At 62.4% G+C, this 16,573-nt stretch carries 15 protein-coding genes; 12 read left to right on the forward strand and 3 right to left on the reverse strand.

Translation table 11 applies throughout. The features are described 5' to 3' along the window. The first annotated feature begins 169 nt into the window (after nt 1–169). The 4 genes from lpdA (at nt 170) to EJ079_RS23655 (ending at nt 3,536) form a co-directional block, all read left to right on the forward strand. Nucleotides 170–1,615, forward strand: coding sequence for a dihydrolipoyl dehydrogenase (gene lpdA / locus EJ079_RS23640; protein WP_127810319.1), 1,446 nt, complete (start codon nt 170–172; stop codon nt 1,613–1,615). An 89-nt stretch (nt 1,616–1,704) separates the two neighbouring features. Then, nucleotides 1,705–1,962, forward strand: coding sequence for a GlsB/YeaQ/YmgE family stress response membrane protein (locus EJ079_RS23645; RefSeq protein WP_127322932.1), 258 nt, complete (start codon nt 1,705–1,707; stop codon nt 1,960–1,962). 137 nt (nt 1,963–2,099) lie between these two features. Then, complete coding sequence (lipA, locus tag EJ079_RS23650; protein ID WP_127408712.1) at nt 2,100–3,065, forward strand: lipoyl synthase; 966 nt, start codon at nt 2,100–2,102, stop codon at nt 3,063–3,065. A gap of 12 nt (nt 3,066–3,077) precedes the next feature. Further along, the gene (locus tag EJ079_RS23655; RefSeq protein WP_127810320.1) at nt 3,078–3,536 is read left to right on the forward strand and encodes a type II toxin-antitoxin system RatA family toxin; all 459 of its coding nucleotides are present in this window, start codon (nt 3,078–3,080) and stop codon (nt 3,534–3,536) included. A gap of 104 nt (nt 3,537–3,640) precedes the next feature. Here the strand turns inward: EJ079_RS23655 and EJ079_RS23665 are convergent, their stop codons facing one another. Beyond that, the gene (locus tag EJ079_RS23665; RefSeq protein WP_127810322.1) at nt 3,641–4,123 is read right to left on the reverse strand and encodes a CinA family protein; all 483 of its coding nucleotides are present in this window, start codon (nt 4,121–4,123) and stop codon (nt 3,641–3,643) included. Then, complete coding sequence (locus EJ079_RS23670; protein WP_127810323.1) at nt 4,120–5,349, reverse strand: bifunctional 2-C-methyl-D-erythritol 4-phosphate cytidylyltransferase/2-C-methyl-D-erythritol 2,4-cyclodiphosphate synthase; 1,230 nt, start codon at nt 5,347–5,349, stop codon at nt 4,120–4,122. Before EJ079_RS23670 ends, EJ079_RS23665 begins: the two co-directional genes overlap by 4 nt. A 244-nt stretch (nt 5,350–5,593) precedes the next feature. Between EJ079_RS23670 and dusB the strand changes: the two genes are divergently transcribed. The 8 genes from dusB (at nt 5,594) to hflX (ending at nt 15,731) form a co-directional block, all read left to right on the forward strand. After that, nucleotides 5,594–6,622 carry a tRNA dihydrouridine synthase DusB gene (gene dusB, locus EJ079_RS23675; RefSeq protein WP_127810324.1) on the forward strand — a complete coding sequence of 343 codons (1,029 nt, stop codon included), beginning with the start codon at nt 5,594–5,596 and terminating at the stop codon, nt 6,620–6,622. Then, entirely contained in the window at nt 6,619–7,761 is a 1,143-nt protein-coding gene (locus EJ079_RS23680; protein ID WP_127810325.1) for a nitrogen regulation protein NR(II), read from the forward strand. The genes dusB and EJ079_RS23680 overlap by 4 nt, the downstream gene beginning before the upstream one ends. After that, nucleotides 7,758–9,218 carry a nitrogen regulation protein NR(I) gene (gene ntrC / locus EJ079_RS23685; protein ID WP_127397068.1) on the forward strand — a complete coding sequence of 487 codons (1,461 nt, stop codon included), beginning with the start codon at nt 7,758–7,760 and terminating at the stop codon, nt 9,216–9,218. Before EJ079_RS23680 ends, ntrC begins: the two co-directional genes overlap by 4 nt. Before the next feature lie 129 nt (nt 9,219–9,347). Continuing rightward, nucleotides 9,348–11,633, forward strand: a complete 2,286-nt coding sequence (locus EJ079_RS23690; protein WP_164762666.1) for a PAS domain-containing sensor histidine kinase — start codon at nt 9,348–9,350, stop codon at nt 11,631–11,633. Then, entirely contained in the window at nt 11,623–12,984 is a 1,362-nt protein-coding gene (locus EJ079_RS23695; protein WP_023812026.1) for a sigma-54 dependent transcriptional regulator, read from the forward strand. The genes EJ079_RS23690 and EJ079_RS23695 overlap by 11 nt, the downstream gene beginning before the upstream one ends. A 100-nt stretch (nt 12,985–13,084) precedes the next feature. Next, on the forward strand, nt 13,085–13,948 hold the full coding sequence (locus tag EJ079_RS23700; RefSeq protein WP_127810326.1) for a D-amino-acid transaminase: 864 nt from the start codon (nt 13,085–13,087) through the stop codon (nt 13,946–13,948). 145 nt (nt 13,949–14,093) lie between these two features. Further along, the gene (gene hfq, locus EJ079_RS23705) at nt 14,094–14,339 is read left to right on the forward strand and encodes an RNA chaperone Hfq (RefSeq protein ID WP_006202172.1); all 246 of its coding nucleotides are present in this window, start codon (nt 14,094–14,096) and stop codon (nt 14,337–14,339) included. After that, nucleotides 14,340–15,731 (forward strand): GTPase HflX, encoded by a 1,392-nt coding sequence (gene hflX / locus EJ079_RS23710; RefSeq protein ID WP_127810327.1) that lies wholly within the window; start codon nt 14,340–14,342, stop codon nt 15,729–15,731. A 6-nt stretch (nt 15,732–15,737) separates the two neighbouring features. On the opposite strand, the gene mazG is transcribed toward hflX, so the two are convergent. Further along, a complete protein-coding gene (gene mazG, locus EJ079_RS23715) occupies nt 15,738–16,562 on the reverse strand; it encodes a nucleoside triphosphate pyrophosphohydrolase (RefSeq protein ID WP_127810328.1) in 825 nt (274 codons plus the stop codon). Between the last annotated feature and the right edge of the window lie 11 nt (nt 16,563–16,573).

Here is a 16,573-nt window from a genome sequence, read left to right on the forward strand (position 1 = left end):
CGCCGAAGTCGGCTTCTTGCAGGCTACGCGCTTCTAGGGCTCTGGGTTTCCGATGCCCTTTCGGTATTGATGCATGAGCCCACTTTCAGGCCTCCAATGCTGAAGCAAGAGCCATGGTCGATACCAAAACCTTCTTTCGGTGAAGCCTCGCTTCAATAAGGACCATAAAATGTCTGAATCCTACGACGTCATCATCATCGGCTCCGGCCCTGGCGGCTATGTCACCGCGGTGCGTTCCGCGCAACTCGGCTTCAAGACGGCGATCGTCGAGCGCGAGCATCTCGGCGGCATTTGCCTTAACTGGGGCTGCATCCCGACCAAGGCGCTGCTGCGTTCGGCCGAGATCATGCACTATTCGGATCACCTGAAGGATTACGGGTTGAAGCTCGACGGCAAAGTCAGCGTCGATACAGCGGCCGTGGTCGATCGCTCGCGAAAGGTCTCGCTGCGGTTGAATGGCGGCGTTGCCTTCCTGATGAAGAAGAACAAGGTCGACGTCATCTGGGGCGAGGCCAAGCTTTCGAAGCCGGGTGAGATCGTTGTATCCAAGACGGCCAAGAAGCCGATGGAGCCGCAGCCGCCGGTGCCGAAAGGCGTCAAGGGCGAGGGCACCTACACCGCCAAGCACATCATCCTGGCGACCGGCGCGCGGCCACGCGCGCTGCCCGGCATCGAGCCTGACGGCAGACTGATCTGGACCTATTTCGAGGCCATGGTGCCGAAGGAGATGCCGAAGTCGCTGCTGGTCATGGGATCGGGTGCCATCGGCATCGAATTCGCCTCCTTCTACCGCACCATGGGCGCCGAAGTAACGGTGGTCGAGCTGCTGCCGGCAGTGATGCCGGTCGAGGATGCCGAAGTCTCGAAATTCGCGCAAAAGCAGTTCGAGAAGCAAGGCATGGAGATCATCCTCGAAGCCAAGGTGACCAAAGTCGAGAAGGGTCCCAATTCGGTCACGGCGCATGTCGAGATGAAGGACGGCAAGGTTGAGAAGATCACCGCCGATCGAATGATCTCGGCCGTCGGCGTGCAGGGCAACATCGAGGGCCTCGGACTCGAGGCGCTTGGCGTGAAGACGGAGCGTGGCTGCGTCGTCATCGATGGCTACGGCAAGACCAACGTGCCGGGCATCTATGCCATCGGCGATGTCGCCGGCCCGCCGATGCTTGCCCACAAGGCCGAACATGAAGGCGTGGTGTGCATCGAGAAGATCGCCAATTTTCCCGGCGTGCATGCCACCGACAAGCTGAAGATTCCGGGCTGCACCTACTGCAATCCACAGGTTGCCTCGGTCGGCCTGACGGAAGCGAAAGCCAAGGCCGAGGGCAAGGATATCCGCGTCGGCCGCTTCCAGTTCGCCGCCAACGGCAAGGCCATTGCGCTCGGCGAGGATCAGGGCTTCATCAAGACCATCTTCGACAGGAAGACTGGCCAGTTGCTCGGCGCTCACATGGTGGGTGCCGAAGTGACCGAACTGATCCAGGGCTTTGTCGTGGCGATTAACCTGGAGACGACCGAGGAAGAGCTGATGCACACCATCTTCCCGCACCCGACGCTGTCGGAGATGATGAAGGAAAGCGTGCTCGACGCCTATGGCCGCGCGCTCAACGCCTGATAGATTGAAAGCGCTGCTACAGATGGAACCCGGCGGCAAGGTACTTCGTTTGCGGATGCGTTTTCACGCATCACACAAGGAGAAGGCATATGCACCTGAATGGCGTCGGCTGGATAGCAGCCATCATCATCGGCGGCCTGGCAGGCTGGTTCGCCGAAATGTTCATGAAGAGCGACACCGGCATCTTCATGAACATCGTTATGGGCATCGTCGGCGCGGTCGTGCTGAACGCCATTCTGCAGGCTCTCAATTTTGGCCCGTTCGGCGTCGGCTGGATTGCCTATCTGATCACCGGCTTTATCGGTGCCTGCCTGCTGATCTGGGCCGGGCGTCTGGTGCGTCGTTAGCATCACTGAAAAGCTGCCATGCGAAAAAGGCTGTTGCGGCATGCGCCGCGGCGGCCTTTTTCTTTGCGTTGAAAAGTCCTAGATGACGTTATGACAGCGAACGCCTGACTGGCGTCGCGAATGAACCAGGTTTCCCGATGGTCACTGTCCTCGATACGATCGCCAACGCCCCGCGCTTGCGGCATCCGGAAAAGGCGCACAAGCCTGACCAGGACGTGCTGCGCAAGCCCGACTGGATCCGCGTCAAGGCGCCGATGTCGAAGGGCTATGCCGAAACGCGCGAAATCGTCAAATCGCACAAGCTGGTGACGGTCTGCGAAGAGGCCGGCTGCCCCAACATCGGCGAATGCTGGGAAAAGAAGCACGCCACCTTCATGATCATGGGCGAGATCTGCACCCGCGCCTGCGCCTTCTGCAACGTCGCCACGGGCATTCCAACCGCGCTTGACCCGGATGAGCCGGCCCGTGTCGCGCATGCGGTCAAGCAGATGGGCCTTACCCATGTCGTCATCACCTCGGTCGACCGCGACGATCTCGCCGATGGCGGTGCGCAGCATTTCGCCGAAGTCATTCGCGCCATCCGGGCGGCAACGCCGCTGACGACGATCGAAATCCTGACGCCCGACTTCCTGCGCAAGGACGGCGCGCTGGAGGTCGTCGTGGCCGCCAAGCCCGACGTCTTCAACCACAATCTCGAAACCGTACCGTCGAACTATCTGACGGTTCGTCCGGGCGCCCGCTATTTCCATTCGATCCGGCTGTTGCAGCGGGTCAAGGAGCTTGATCCGTCGATCTTCACCAAGTCCGGCATCATGGTGGGGCTGGGCGAAGAACGGAATGAAATCCTGCAGCTGATGGACGATCTGCGGTCCGCCAATGTCGACTTCATGACCATCGGCCAGTACCTGCAGCCGTCGAAGAAGCACCATCCGGTGATCCGCTTCGTCACTCCGGAGGAGTTTAAATCTTTCGAGACGATCGGCCGGACCAAGGGTTTCCTGCTGGTGGCGTCCAGCCCGCTGACGCGTTCGTCGCATCACGCCGGCGACGATTTCGCCAAGCTGCGTGCGGCACGGGAAGCGATTCTCAAGAAAACAGCTTAACCCGCTGGTTTCATGCCAAAATTCGAAGCCACCCGACGCGTATCCCATACACCCGAGCAGATGTTCGCGCTGGTCGCCGATGTTGAATCCTATCCGCAATTCCTGCCGCTTTGCGAAGCGCTGACGGTTCGCTCGCGCAAGGAGCGTGACGGGCGCACGGTTCTGCTTGCCGACATGAGCATCGGCTACAAGGCGATCCGCGAAACCTTCACGACGCAGGTGCTGCTGAAGCCCGCCGAGAACACCATCGAGGTGAAGTACATCGACGGGCCGTTCAAATATTTGAGCAACGTCTGGCGTTTCGAAGCGGACGGCGTCGGTTGCACCGTCCGCTTCTTCATCGACTACGAGTTCAAGAGCCGTATTCTGGGCGCGGTCATGGGGACCATGTTCGATCGCGCCTTCCGCATGTTCGCCGAAGCCTTTGAGAAGCGCGCCGACGTCATCTACGGTGCAGCACCCCGGGTCTAGAGCAGTTCACCGTTTCACGGAAACGGCGACCCGCTCTAACTCCTTGTTTTTACGCAATTCCGGACGGAAAAGCGTTTCACACTTTTCCTGGAATTGCTCTAAGGTTAGCCGAGCGCAAGCAGGCCCAGCTCCAGCGCTTGCCGGACCGTTTCGCGACGAATGAAATCGCGGCCTTTGTCTGCAAAGAGCTGGTGCTCGGCGACAATCGGTCGGCCGTCCAGCGCAACCCCGAACCAGACCAGGCCGACCGGTTTTTCCGCCGAACCGCCGCCAGGCCCAGCGATCCCGGTGACCGCCAGGGTCAGCCCGGCGCGCGAACGGGCAAGCGCGCCTGCCGCCATTTCAATTGCAGTCTCGCCTGAAACCGCGCCATGCGCCTCGAGCGTGGCGGCGGAAACACCGAGCATGTCCATCTTGGCTTCGTTGGAATAGGTGATGAAGCCACGATCGATCACGGCGGACGAGCCGGCGATGTCAGTCAACGCGGCGATGATCATGCCGCCGGTGCAGCTTTCCGCCGTTGCCAGCATAATGCCGCGTCTCTGGCAGGCTTGCAGCAGGGCATTTGCCAGCTCGTTGTGGGTCATTCCGGCACCTCGCCGGGAAACACCACGCTGGCGGTGGCGATCGCCGCAATGCCTTCCTCACGCCCGACAAAGCCGAGCTTCTCATTGGTTGTGGCCTTGATCGAGATGCGATCCGGCGTAATTGCCAGCATCTGCGAAAGGGCTGCGGTCATGGCCTCGCGATGCGGGCCGACGCGCGGCGCTTCGCAGATCAGCGTGATGTCGGCATTGGCGATGCGGCCGCCGCGCGCGCGGACCAGTTTCGCCGCATGCTCGACGAATATGCGCGACGCAGCGCCTTTCCACTGCGGGTCGGATGGCGGAAAATGCGTGCCGATGTCGCCGGCGCCGCAAGTCGCCAGCAGCGCATCGGTCAAGGCGTGCAGACCGACATCGGCGTCGGAATGGCCGGACAGCTTCTTGTCGTGCGCTATGGCGACGCCACACAAAGTGACATGGTCTCCCGGTTCGAAGGCGTGGACGTCGTAGCCATTGCCGGTACGGATGTCGGGAAAGCGCACGCGTTCGCCGGAAAGCCGCTGGTCCGCCATCGCAATATCCCGTGCCCAGGTGAGTTTGACATTGTCCGGCGAGCCCGGAACGATCTTGACCGGAATATGCGCCCATTCGGCGATCGCGGCATCGTCGGTAAAATCCATTTTTCCCAGATGATGGGCTTTCTCGTGCGCGGCAAGAATGGGCCAGAACGGAAAGCCCTGTGGCGTTTGCGCCGCGTGAAGCCCGCTGCGCGATACGGTTTCGCCAACCACGCCGGAGGCCGATTCGCGCTTCAGCGTGTCGGCGACGGGCAAAGCGGGCAACGCGCCCTCGCGCTCGCCGATGGCGGCGATGGTGCGATCTATCAGGTCCGCATCGACAAACGGACGCACGGCGTCATGGATCAGGACCTGCGCCGGCGCCTGGCCTCTAAGGGCAAGCAGGCCGAGCCGAACGGATTCCTGCCTCGTCGCCCCGCCCATGATGGCGATGACGCGCTCGGCATTGGCGCCCGCCGCCTGCCGGAACAGCTCATGGTCATCGGCATGAATGGCGACGACGATCTCGCTGGTCCGCGGGTGGGCCAGAAAAATGTCCAGCGTGTGTGCAATGACGGCAAAGCCGCCAATGTGTTGATATTGCTTCGGTCCGTTGGCCTGTCCGGCGCGCGCACCACGGCCGGCCGCAACGATCACCACCGCGACCTTGCCATCCGCACCCGAAACGTGATTTTCACTTGCGTCAGTCATGCCTGTTTGGTCCTAGCGCACGATCCCGAAAAGTGTAATCGGTTTTCGGAAAGATCGTGCGCTAAGTATGAAATTCCAAAGCGTCTTTTGCGCGTCCTCAGGGACGCGCGGCGCTTTGGTCGCGGCCAAAGCCGAAGGCCGGCATTTTCCCAATTGCGCCTTAATGTGGCGTCATTCCGCGTTGCACATTGCGCCGGTTCTGGCTAGAGAATGTGCAACGAATGAAGATGCTTGGTTTTTGTGCATGGTTAACTTGACCAAATTGGCCGCGCCGCTCGATGTCGGGGGCGTGAGAATCCGCAATCGCGTGTTCCTCGCACCGATGTCGGGGATTACGGACGAGCCGTTCCGGCAGCGTGCCCACGCGCATGGAGCAGGCCTGGTCGTATCCGAAATGGTTGCCAGCGGCGAGCTCGCCAAGGGCAGGGCCGGTTTCAACCTGCGCATACGCCACTCCGGCCTGCCCGTCCATATGGTTCAGCTGGCAGGCCGTGAGGCGATGCACATGGCCGAAGGTGCCAGAATCGCCGCCGGTGAGGGCGCCGACATCATCGACATCAACATGGGATGCCCGGCCAAGAAGGTTACCGGCGGTTATGCGGGTTCGGCATTGATGCTGGATCTCGACCACGCACTGTCGCTGATCGACGCCGTTGTCGGCGCGGTCGAGGTGCCGGTGACGGTCAAGATGCGGCTTGGCTGGGACGAAGGCGCGCTCAATGCGCCGATGCTCGCGCGCCGCGCCGAGCAGGCCGGTGTCAGCATGGTGACCGTGCACGGCCGCACGCGCTGCCAGTTCTACCAGGGCAAGGCCGACTGGCGCGCCATCGCCCGCGTCAAGGAAGCCGTGTCCATCCCGGTCGTCGCCAATGGTGACGTCTCTTCGCCGGCGGAAGCGGCCGACATTCTCGATCAATCGGGTGCCGACGCCGTGATGATCGGCCGTGCCCATTATGGCGCGCCCTGGATCGCAGGCGGCATTGCGGCCGCAGCGACCGGCGAGGCGACGCCAAACATGCCACGGGACTCGACGGCGGTCGCCGACTACATCGTGGCCCACTATGAGGACATGCTGGCGCTCTACGGCGCCGAAAGCGGCCTGCGCCAGGCGCGCAAACACCTTGGCTGGTATCTCGACCGGCATGCCGGCGGCGTCGCCGACGACAGCCGAAAGGCCATACTGACCGCATTCGAGCCCGCGCGCGTCATTGCCTTGCTGCGCGATGTGTTTTCGCGCGATCCGCAACCCTTGAACCTGCGGAGCGCCGCATGAACGCCGCCGCTGACCAAGGCGCTGAAATGGCGGATGCCGCCCAGATCGTGCTCAACACCATCCGTCGCCCGGTGATCATGATCAGCGAGGAAGGTTTCATCACCTATGCCAACGCCGACGCGGAAGATTTCTTTCGCTCGAGTGCAAACATGCTCGCCCGCAACACGCTGTCAAAACTCATTCCCTTCGGCAGCCCGCTGCTGACGCTGGTCGATCAGGTGCGCGAGCGTCGGGCTCCGGTCAACGAGTATCGGGTCGACGTGTCGTCGCCGCGTCTCGGCATCGAGAAGGTCGTCGATCTCTACGTCGCGCCGGTGCCGGAATATCCGGGCTCCGTCGTGGTGATGTTCCAGGAACGGTCGATGGCCGACAAGATCGACCGGCAGATGACGCATCGGGGTGCCGCACGTTCGGTGACCGGTCTGGCGGCAATGCTTGCCCATGAGATCAAGAACCCGCTCTCCGGCATCCGGGGCGCGGCCCAACTGCTTGAACTGTCGGCTTCCGACGAGGACCGTGCGCTGACGCGGCTGATCACCGACGAGACGGACCGCATCGTATCGCTGGTCGACCGCATGGAGGTGTTTTCAGACGAGCGGCCGATCGACCGCTATCCCGTCAACATCCATGTCGTGCTCGACCATGTGAAGGCGATTGCCAAGAACGGTTTTTCCAAGAAAATCAAGATAATGGAGGATTATGATCCTTCATTGCCTCCGGTGTTTGCCAACCGCGATCAACTCATCCAGGTGTTCCTCAACCTGGTCAAGAACGCTGCCGAGGCGATCGGCAGCGACCCGCAGGGCGAGATCGTGCTGTCGACCGCCTTCCGGCCGGGCATCCGTGTTTCCGTTCCGGGCACGCAGGACCGCGTGTCGCTGCCGCTGGAATTCTGCGTGCGCGACAATGGCTCCGGCGTCTCCGAAGACATCCTGCCGATCCTGTTCGACCCGTTCATCACCACCAAGCCGAACGGCTCCGGGTTGGGTCTTGCGCTGGTCGCCAAGATCGTCGGCGAGCATGGCGGCATCATCGAATGCGAATCGACGCCGCGCGGCACCACATTCCGCATCCTGATGCCGGCCTGGAAAGAAGCGCCAAACGGCGCCGATGATGACGGCGAAGGAGACCTCAAATGACCGTTCGCGGCAATATTCTCGTCGCCGACGACGACGCGGCGATCCGCACCGTCCTCAACCAGGCGCTTTCACGCGCCGGTCATGAGGTGCGCGTCACCTCCAACGCTTCGACGCTTTGGCGCTGGGTGGCGGCGGGCGAGGGCGATCTGGTCATCACCGATGTGGTGATGCCGGACGAAAACGCCTTCGACATGCTGCCGCGCATCAAGAAGGCGAGGCCGGAGCTGCCGGTTATCGTCATGAGCGCCCAGAACACATTCATGACGGCGATCCGCGCCTCCGAAACCGGCGCTTACGAATATCTGCCCAAGCCCTTCGACCTGACCGAACTGCTCAACATCGTCAACCGGGCGCTTTCCGAGCCGCGCCGGCCGAAGATCGATACGCGGCCGGAAGAGCAGCCCGATGCAATGCCGCTGGTCGGCCGCTCGGCGGCCATGCAGGACATCTACCGCATGCTGGCGCGCATGATGCAGACCGACCTGACGGTGATGATCTCGGGCGAATCCGGCACCGGCAAGGAGCTGGTGGCGCGCGCGCTGCATGAATATGGCCGCCGCCGCGGCGGCCCCTTCGTCGCCATCAATATGGCGGCGATCCCGCGTGACCTGATCGAATCGGAACTGTTCGGTCACGAGAAGGGTGCCTTCACCGGCGCGCAGAACCGCTCGACCGGCCGCTTCGAGCAGGCCGAAGGCGGCACGCTGTTCCTCGATGAAATCGGCGACATGCCGATGGAGGCGCAGACGCGCCTGCTGCGCGTGCTGCAGCAGGGCGAGTACACCACGGTCGGCGGACGCACGCCGATCAAGACCGACGTGCGCATCGTCGCTGCCACCAACAAGGATCTGCGCACGCTGATCAACCAGGGGCTCTTCCGCGAGGATCTTTTCTATCGCCTCAACGTCGTGCCGCTCCGGCTGCCGGCGCTGCGTGAGCGCTCCGAGGATGTGCCGGACCTCGTCCGCCACTTCTTCAAGCTCGGCGAAATGGAAGGCCTGCAGACCAAGCGCATTTCTTCCGGCGGCATCGAGTTGATGAAGCGCTATCCGTGGCCGGGGAATGTGCGCGAACTGGAAAACCTGGTTCGCAGGCTCGCCGCGCTCTATTCGCAGGACGAGATTTCCGCCGAGATCATCGAGGCGGAGCTCAAGACCGGCGAACGTCCGGTGGTGCCGGGTGGCGGCAATCTGATCCCCGACGATTTGTCGATCGGGCAGGCGGTCGAGCACTTCCTGCAGCGCTATTTCGCTTCCTTTGCCGGCGAATTGCCGCCGGCGGGGCTTTATCAGCGCATCCTGTCCGAGGTCGAGTTCCCCCTCGTCCTGGCTTCGATGACGGCAACCCGCGGCAACCAGATCAAGGCTGCGGAATTGCTGGGCTTGAACCGCAACACGCTGCGCAAGAAGATTCGCGAACTCGGCGTCAACGTCTACAAATCATCGCGGCAGAGCTGAGCCTTGATCTGAGCCCGCGCTCTTTTCAGGGGATCGGCTCGCGAAAGATTTCCGTCTCGGTCACACTTGTTGCATAATCGCCACAATGCGTTGCATACATCCGACGCAATCATGGCTCTAGACGGCGACATGGCTCCGCAGGCACCGACAACAAACCAACCGCTTTTCAGCGAACCCGGCGCTCGTGACGGGCGCCGGCTGCTTGCGCTGCCGGGTGTGATCGCGGTCGTCGGCGCGCTGATGACGGCGGCGATCTCGTTCACCATCCTCGTTGGCGCCACGCCGATCACACCGAACGAGTCGACGACGCTGGCGTTGATTGCCCTCAACGCGGCTTTCGTCCTGTTTCTTATCGCGCTGGTCGGGCGTGAGGTGCACCGCATCCTGATGGCGCGCCGGCATGGTAAGGCCGCTTCGCGGCTGCATGTGCGCATTGTCGCCATGTTCGCCCTGGTTGCCGCCATTCCCGCCATCATGGTGGCCATCATTGCCTCGATCACGCTCGACATCGGCCTTGACCGCTGGTTCGAGATCCGCACCAAGACGATCGTCAATTCATCCCTCTCGATCGCCGACGCCTATGTCCAGGAAAATGCCCGCAACCTCCAGGGCACGACATTGTCCATGGCCTATGATCTCGATGCGTCGCGCACGCTCTACGGCCTTGATCGTACCGGCTTTCTCGACTTGATGAACAAGGAAGCCGTGGGCCGTTCGCTGGCCCATGCGGCGCTGATCAAGCCGGACGGCTCTTTCGTCATGAGCGCCAAGACCGATACGGAGTTCGCCATGCCCGAGCCGCCGGAAGGCGCGGTGGCCAGCGCTGCCGACGGCAAGCCGGTGCTGATCGAACCGAAAACGCGCAACATCATGGGCGCCATCGTCAAGCTGCGGGAGATCGAAGGACTCTACCTCTACACCATTCGGCTCGTCGATCCCGAAGTGATCAAGGCAAGGCAGATCGTCAGGTCCAACACCGACGAATATCGGGGGCTGGAAGATAACCGCCGTACCTCGCAGGTGGCCTTCGCGCTGCCCTATCTGTCGCTGACGCTCATCATCATCCTGTCCGCGATCTGGACCGGCATTGCGGTCGCCGACCGTCTGGTGCGGCCTATTCGCCAGCTCATCGGCGCCGCCGACGAGGTGGCGACCGGCAATCTCGACGTCGCGGTTCCCGTCAGGCCTTCGGACGGCGATGTCGCCTCGCTCGGCGATACCTTCAACAAGATGCTTCTCGAACTGAAATCGCAGCGCAATGAGATCCTGTCGGCCAAGGACCTGATCGACGAACGGCGCCGCTTCTCGGAAGCCGTGCTTGCCGGCGTTACCGCCGGCGTCATCGGCGTCGACCCTTACGGCATCGTCACCATCGTCAACCGCTCGGCCGAGGCGATGCTGGCGATTTCGGCCAGCGCAGCCCTTGGGCAGAATCTTTCCGCCGTGCTGCCGCATGTCGGCCGCGTCTTCGAGATCGGTCGCAAGTCCGGCAAACCCGTCTATCGCGAGCAGGTGACCTTTTACCGCGCCGGTGCCGAGCGGACCTTCAACGTGCAGATCACCATCGAGGCCGGCGACGACGGCTCGGAGGAAAAATCCTATGTCGTGACGGTCGACGACATCACCGACCTGGTTCAGGCGCAGCGCTCGTCGGCCTGGGCGGATGTGGCGCGGCGTATCGCCCACGAGATCAAGAACCCGCTGACGCCGATCCAGCTCTCGGCCGAACGTATCAAGCGCCGTTACGGCAAGGTGATTACCGAGGACCGCGAGGTTTTCGACCAATGCACCGACACCATCATCCGTCAGGTTGAGGATATCGGCCGTATGGTGGACGAATTCTCGGCGTTCGCGCGCATGCCAAAGCCTGAGATGAAGGCGATAGATCTGCGCGAATCGCTGCGTGAGGCCTCGTTCCTGGTCGAGGTCAGCCGCGCCGACATCACCTTCGAGCGGATATTCGGCACGGAGCCGCTCAAGGGCACTTTCGACAGCCGCCTGATGGCGCAGGCTTTCGGCAATGTGATCAAGAACGCCGCCGAGGCGATCGACGGATTGGAACAGAAGGACGGTTCGCACGGCATAATCCGGATTCAAGCCGGGCGCCAGAATGGTGCGATTCGAATCGACGTCATCGACAATGGCAAAGGCCTGCCGCGCGAGAATCGCCAACGGCTGCTCGAGCCCTACATGACCACACGCGAGAAGGGCACCGGACTTGGCCTCGCTATCGTCAAGAAGATCGTGGAGGACCATGGCGGCAGGCTGGAACTACACGATGCTCCAGCGGACTTCCACGATGGGCGCGGCGCGATGATCAGCATCATCCTGCCGCCTGCGGCCGCAACGGCTCCGCGCGGCGAAAGCAGGGCGGAAAACGAAAGAGAAACTGAAAAGGTCGGTAATGGCGTCTGATATTCTCATCGTCGATGACGAGGAAGACATCCGTGAACTCGTCGCGGGCATACTGAGCGACGAAGGTCACGAAACCCGCACGGCATTCGATGCCGACAGTGCGCTCGCTGCTATAGCTGATCGCGCGCCGCGGCTGATTTTCCTCGATATCTGGCTGCAGGGCTCGCGCTTGGACGGGCTGGCGCTGCTCGACGAGATCAAGACCATGCATCCGACCTTGCCGGTGGTGATGATTTCCGGCCACGGCAACATCGAAACGGCGGTCTCCGCCATCCGGCGCGGCGCCTATGACTTCATCGAAAAGCCGTTCAAGGCCGACAGGCTGATCCTTATTGCCGAGCGTGCGCTGGAGACCTCGAAATTGCGGCGCGAGGTTTCCGACCTCAAGCTGCGCAGCGGCGAAACCTTCGATCTGATCGGCATGTCGTCGGCGATGAGCCAGTTGCGCCAGACCATCGAACGCGTCGCGCCGACCAACAGCCGCGTGATGATCATCGGACCGTCTGGCTCGGGCAAGGAACTGGCCGCGCGCGCCATCCACACGCTGTCGGCGCGCAAGAGCGCACCTTTCGTGACGCTGAGCGCCGCCAACATCACGCCCGAGCGCATGGAAATCGAGCTGTTCGGTACCGAATCGAATGGCGTCGAGCGCAAGGTCGGCGCGCTGGAGGAGGCCCATCGCGGTATCCTCTACATCGACGAGGTGGCCGACATGCCGCGCGAGACGCAGAACAAGATCCTGCGCGTGCTGGTCGAGCAGCAGTTCGAGCGGGTAGGGGGAACCAAGCGGGTCAAGGTCGATGTCCGCATCATCTCCTCGACCTCGCAGAACCTCGAGGCGATGATTGCCGACGGGCGTTTCCGCGAGGATCTTTACCATCGCCTCGCGGTGGTTCCGGTCATCGTGCCGGGATTGGCCGAGCGGCGCGAGGATATTCCCTACCTCGTCGACAATTTCATGAAGCAGATCGCCCGCCAGGCCGGCATCAAGCCGCGCCGCATCGGCGACGACGCGCTGGCCGTGCTGCAGGCGCACAACTGGCCGGGCAACGTTCGTCAGCTGCGCAACAATGTCGAGCGCCTGATGATCCTGGCGCGCGGCGACGACGTCGACGCGCCGATCACCGCGGACCTGTTGCCGGCCGAGATCGGCGATGTCATGCCACGCACGCCGAATCAATCCGACCAGCACATCATGGCGCTGCCGTTGCGCGAAGCGCGTGAGCAGTTCGAGAAGGACTACCTGATCGCCCAGATCAACCGTTTCGGCGGCAACATCTCGAAGACCGCCGAGTTCATCGGCATGGAACGCTCCGCTCTGCATCGCAAGCTGAAGTCGCTGGGCGTGTGAGCGCGACATATCCAGCCGCCGCGCTGGGCCAAGCATTTGCCGGTTACGGCAACGGCGGAATCGCATAAGAAAAGCCCGATAATTTCTTCAGGGGTTGCCCATGCCGCGCATTGCTTATGTCAACGGGCGCTACGTCGCTCACGCGGACGCTGCCGTGCATATCGAGGATCGCGGCTATCAGTTCGCCGACGGTGTTTATGAGGTCTGCGAGGTGGCGCGTGGCTTCATCGTAGACATGCCGCGCCATCTGGCGCGGCTGAACCGCTCGCTGACCGAATTGTCGATCGCCTGGCCAGTCACCTCTCACGTGCTGCCGCTTATCCTGCGCGAGGTGGTCAACCGCAACCATGTCGCCAACGGCCTGGTCTATGTCCAGGTGACGCGCGGCGTCGCCAGCCGCGACTTTGTCTTCCCTTCCGCCAACACCAAGCCGGCCCTGGTGGTGACCGCCAGGAAGGCCGACCCCGCAGCCGGAGCAAAGCGAGCCGAGACCGGCATCGCGGTCATCACCGTGCCGGAGAACCGCTGGGACCGCGTCGACATCAAGACCGTCGGGCTGCTGCCCAATGTATTGGCCAAGCAGAAGGCAAAGGAGGCCGGTGCGCAGGAAGCCTGGTTCGTCGACGCCGAAGGCAACGTAAAAGAAGGCGGCTCGTCCAATGCCTGGATCGTCACTCGGGACGGCGTCCTGGTCACCAGGCCGGCCGAGCACGGCATCCTGCGCGGCATCACCCGCACGACCATGTTCGAAGTGGCGGCCAAGCTCGGCCTGAAGATCGAGGAGCGCGGCTTTTCCGTCGCCGAGGCCAAGGCGGCACGCGAGGCGTTCATCAGCTCCGCAACGACACTCGCCATGCCGGTGGTGGCTATCGACGGCGATACGGTCGCCAATGGGCACCCCGGCTCAATAACACTTTCCTTGCGGCAGGCCTTTTTTGACATTGCGGAAAAAAGTCCAGCCTGATAACCGCACAGGTGGAATGAACATCAATATATCTCGTTCTGCTTGTCGTTACTGACGACAAGACGGTGTTTGCGAGCTTGACATGCGCCCGTTAATTTGGCGCATTGGCTTGCAAACCGAAGGGGATCGGCGAAAGACAAGAACAATGGCGGAACGATCGCAAAACCTTCAGGACCTGTTCCTGAATTCAGTTCGCAAGAGCAAGAACCCGCTCACCATCTTCCTTATCAACGGCGTCAAGCTGACCGGCGTGGTCACTTCGTTCGACAATTTCTGTGTCCTGCTGCGCCGTGACGGTCACTCCCAGCTCGTCTACAAGCACGCCATTTCCACGATCATGCCGAGCCAGCCGGTTCAGATGTTCGATGGCGAGGAAAGCCAGGGCGCCTGATTGGCACGTGAGAAAGACGCGGACGCCACCGTTCGCGGGAAACCAACGCATCATCCCGGGACGGAAGCCAAGGGCCCGACCCGGGCTGTTGTCATTGTGCCCGTCCTTACCCGCCACCAGCGCAACGACGACGAGACCAACCGTCCTCGGCTGATGCGTTCGGCTGATGCTCGCCACGACGAGGCCGTCGGCCTTGCCCGCGCCATCAACCTGGATCTGATCCACACTGCGGTGGTGACCGTCAACGATCCGCGCCCGGCGACGCTGCTCGGCAGCGGCAAGGTTGCGGAGTTCGCGGAAATCGTCAAAGAGGGACATGCGGAAGTGGTCGTCGTCGACCATCCGCTGACCCCGGTGCAGCAGCGCAATCTCGAAAAAGAGCTGAACTCCAAGGTGCTGGACCGCACCGGGCTGATTCTCGAGATCTTCGGCGAGCGCGCGCGCACCAAGGAAGGCACGCTGCAGGTCGAACTCGCCCATCTCAACTACCAGAAGGGCCGCCTCGTGCGCAGCTGGACCCATCTGGAGCGCCAGCGCGGCGGCGCCGGCTTCCTCGGGGGCCCCGGCGAAACGCAGATCGAATCCGACCGGCGGCAGTTGCAGGAAAAGATCATCAAGCTGAAGCAGGAGCTGGAAACGGTGCGGCGCACGCGCGACCTGCACCGCGCCAAGCGCAGGAAGGTGCCGTTCCCGGTGGTGGCGATCGTCGGCTACACCAACGCCGGCAAGTCGACGCTGTTCAACCGGCTGACCGGGGCGGATGTGCTGGCGCAGGACATGCTGTTCGCCACGCTCGACCCGACGCTGCGCCGCGTGCGCCTCCCACATGGCACGCCGATCATCCTCTCCGATACGGTCGGCTTCATTTCGGACCTGCCGACGCATCTGATCGCGGCTTTCCGCGCCACCCTGGAAGAGGTGGTCGAGGCCGATCTCGTGCTTCATCTGCGCGACATTTCCGATCCGGACACTGCTGCACAAGCGGAAGATGTCGAGCGCATCCTGGCCGACCTCGGTGTCGACGCCGGCGACGCCAAGCGCGTGATAGAAGTGTGGAACAAGATCGACCGGCTCGACGAAGGCAACCGGACCCGGCTGCTTGCCGACGGCGCCGATGCCAACAAGGCGCCGCCGATTGCGGTGTCGGCGGTGACCGGCGAGGGCATTGATGCGCTGAAGGCGATCATCGAAACACGGATGGCGGGCGAACTCGAAGACCTCACCGTGACGATTGAGCCGGCCCAGTTCGGCCTTGTCGACTGGCTTTACCGCAATGGCGATGTCGTTTCGCGAAGCGACAATGATGACGGCAGCGCCACCATCTCGCTCAAGGCCACGCAAAGCGCGCGCGAAGAGATCGAAAGCAGATTGCGTCGTAAAAACAACGGTTAGTGCGGGTTATTTCGCGCTTTTTGCTTCCTGCCAGAGCGCTTCCATCTCGGCCAGATCAGCCTTTTCCAGCGTGCTGCCGGATTTTTCCAGGGCCTGTTCGACATAGTGGAAGCGCGAGCGGAATTTTTCGTTGGTGCCGCTCAGCGCTGCTTCGGAATCGAGCTTGAGGTGACGGCCGAGGTTGACGACGGCAAACAGCATGTCGCCGAACTCATCCTTGATCGAGGCGGTGTCGCCCTTGGCCAGGGCCTCGCGCAATTCGCCGATCTCTTCCTCGATCTTGTCGAGGATGGGCGCTGCCTCGCTCCAGTCGAAGCCGACGCGGGCGGCCTTCTCCTGAAGTTTCAGCGCCCGGGTCAGCGCGGGCAGGGCGACCGGAACGCTGTCCAGAAACCCCTTGCCATTGTCTTCGGGATCGAGACCGCGGGCGAGACGAGCGCTTCGCTTCTCCGCCTTCTCTTCGGCCTTGATCTTTTCCCACATGCCCTTGGCCATGCCGGCGCTACGGGCTTTTTCGTCGCCGAAGACATGTGGGTGGCGACGGATCATCTTCGTCGTGATGGCTTGCACCACGTCAGGGAACGAGAATTCACCGGCCTCCTCGCCCATCTGGGCATGATAGACGACCTGCAGCAGCAGGTCGCCGAGTTCGTCGCGCAGATCGTCGAGATCGCCGCGCGCGATGGCATCCGCCACCTCATAGGCTTCCTCGATCGTATAGGGCGCGATGGTCGAGAAATCCTGTTCGATGTCCCAGGGGCAGCCGGTCTTCGGCGCCCGTAGCGCCGCCATGATCTCGATCAGGCGCGAAATGTCTTTCGATGGTGTCATAGGGCTGATGC

The organism is Mesorhizobium sp. M7A.F.Ce.TU.012.03.2.1, assembly GCF_004006095.1.
Lineage (GTDB): Bacteria > Pseudomonadota > Alphaproteobacteria > Rhizobiales > Rhizobiaceae > Mesorhizobium.

What these genes read in the sequence shown, in the direction of transcription:
- lpdA (WP_127810319.1), top strand. Translation starts at nt 170, where the DNA reads ATGTCTGAATCCTACGACGTCATCATCATCGGCTCCGGCCCTGGCGGC.
- EJ079_RS23645 (WP_127322932.1), top strand. Translation starts at nt 1,705, where the DNA reads ATGCACCTGAATGGCGTCGGCTGGATAGCAGCCATCATCATCGGCGGC.
- lipA (WP_127408712.1), top strand. Translation starts at nt 2,100, where the DNA reads ATGGTCACTGTCCTCGATACGATCGCCAACGCCCCGCGCTTGCGGCAT.
- EJ079_RS23655 (WP_127810320.1), top strand. Translation starts at nt 3,078, where the DNA reads ATGCCAAAATTCGAAGCCACCCGACGCGTATCCCATACACCCGAGCAG.
- EJ079_RS23665 (WP_127810322.1), bottom strand. Translation starts at nt 4,123, where the DNA reads ATGACCCACAACGAGCTGGCAAATGCCCTGCTGCAAGCCTGCCAGAGA.
- EJ079_RS23670 (WP_127810323.1), bottom strand. Translation starts at nt 5,349, where the DNA reads ATGACTGACGCAAGTGAAAATCACGTTTCGGGTGCGGATGGCAAGGTC.
- dusB (WP_127810324.1), top strand. Translation starts at nt 5,594, where the DNA reads ATGGTTAACTTGACCAAATTGGCCGCGCCGCTCGATGTCGGGGGCGTG.
- EJ079_RS23680 (WP_127810325.1), top strand. Translation starts at nt 6,619, where the DNA reads ATGAACGCCGCCGCTGACCAAGGCGCTGAAATGGCGGATGCCGCCCAG.
- ntrC (WP_127397068.1), top strand. Translation starts at nt 7,758, where the DNA reads ATGACCGTTCGCGGCAATATTCTCGTCGCCGACGACGACGCGGCGATC.
- EJ079_RS23690 (WP_164762666.1), top strand. Translation starts at nt 9,348, where the DNA reads ATGGCTCCGCAGGCACCGACAACAAACCAACCGCTTTTCAGCGAACCC.
- EJ079_RS23695 (WP_023812026.1), top strand. Translation starts at nt 11,623, where the DNA reads ATGGCGTCTGATATTCTCATCGTCGATGACGAGGAAGACATCCGTGAA.
- EJ079_RS23700 (WP_127810326.1), top strand. Translation starts at nt 13,085, where the DNA reads ATGCCGCGCATTGCTTATGTCAACGGGCGCTACGTCGCTCACGCGGAC.
- hfq (WP_006202172.1), top strand. Translation starts at nt 14,094, where the DNA reads ATGGCGGAACGATCGCAAAACCTTCAGGACCTGTTCCTGAATTCAGTT.
- mazG (WP_127810328.1), bottom strand. Translation starts at nt 16,562, where the DNA reads ATGACACCATCGAAAGACATTTCGCGCCTGATCGAGATCATGGCGGCG.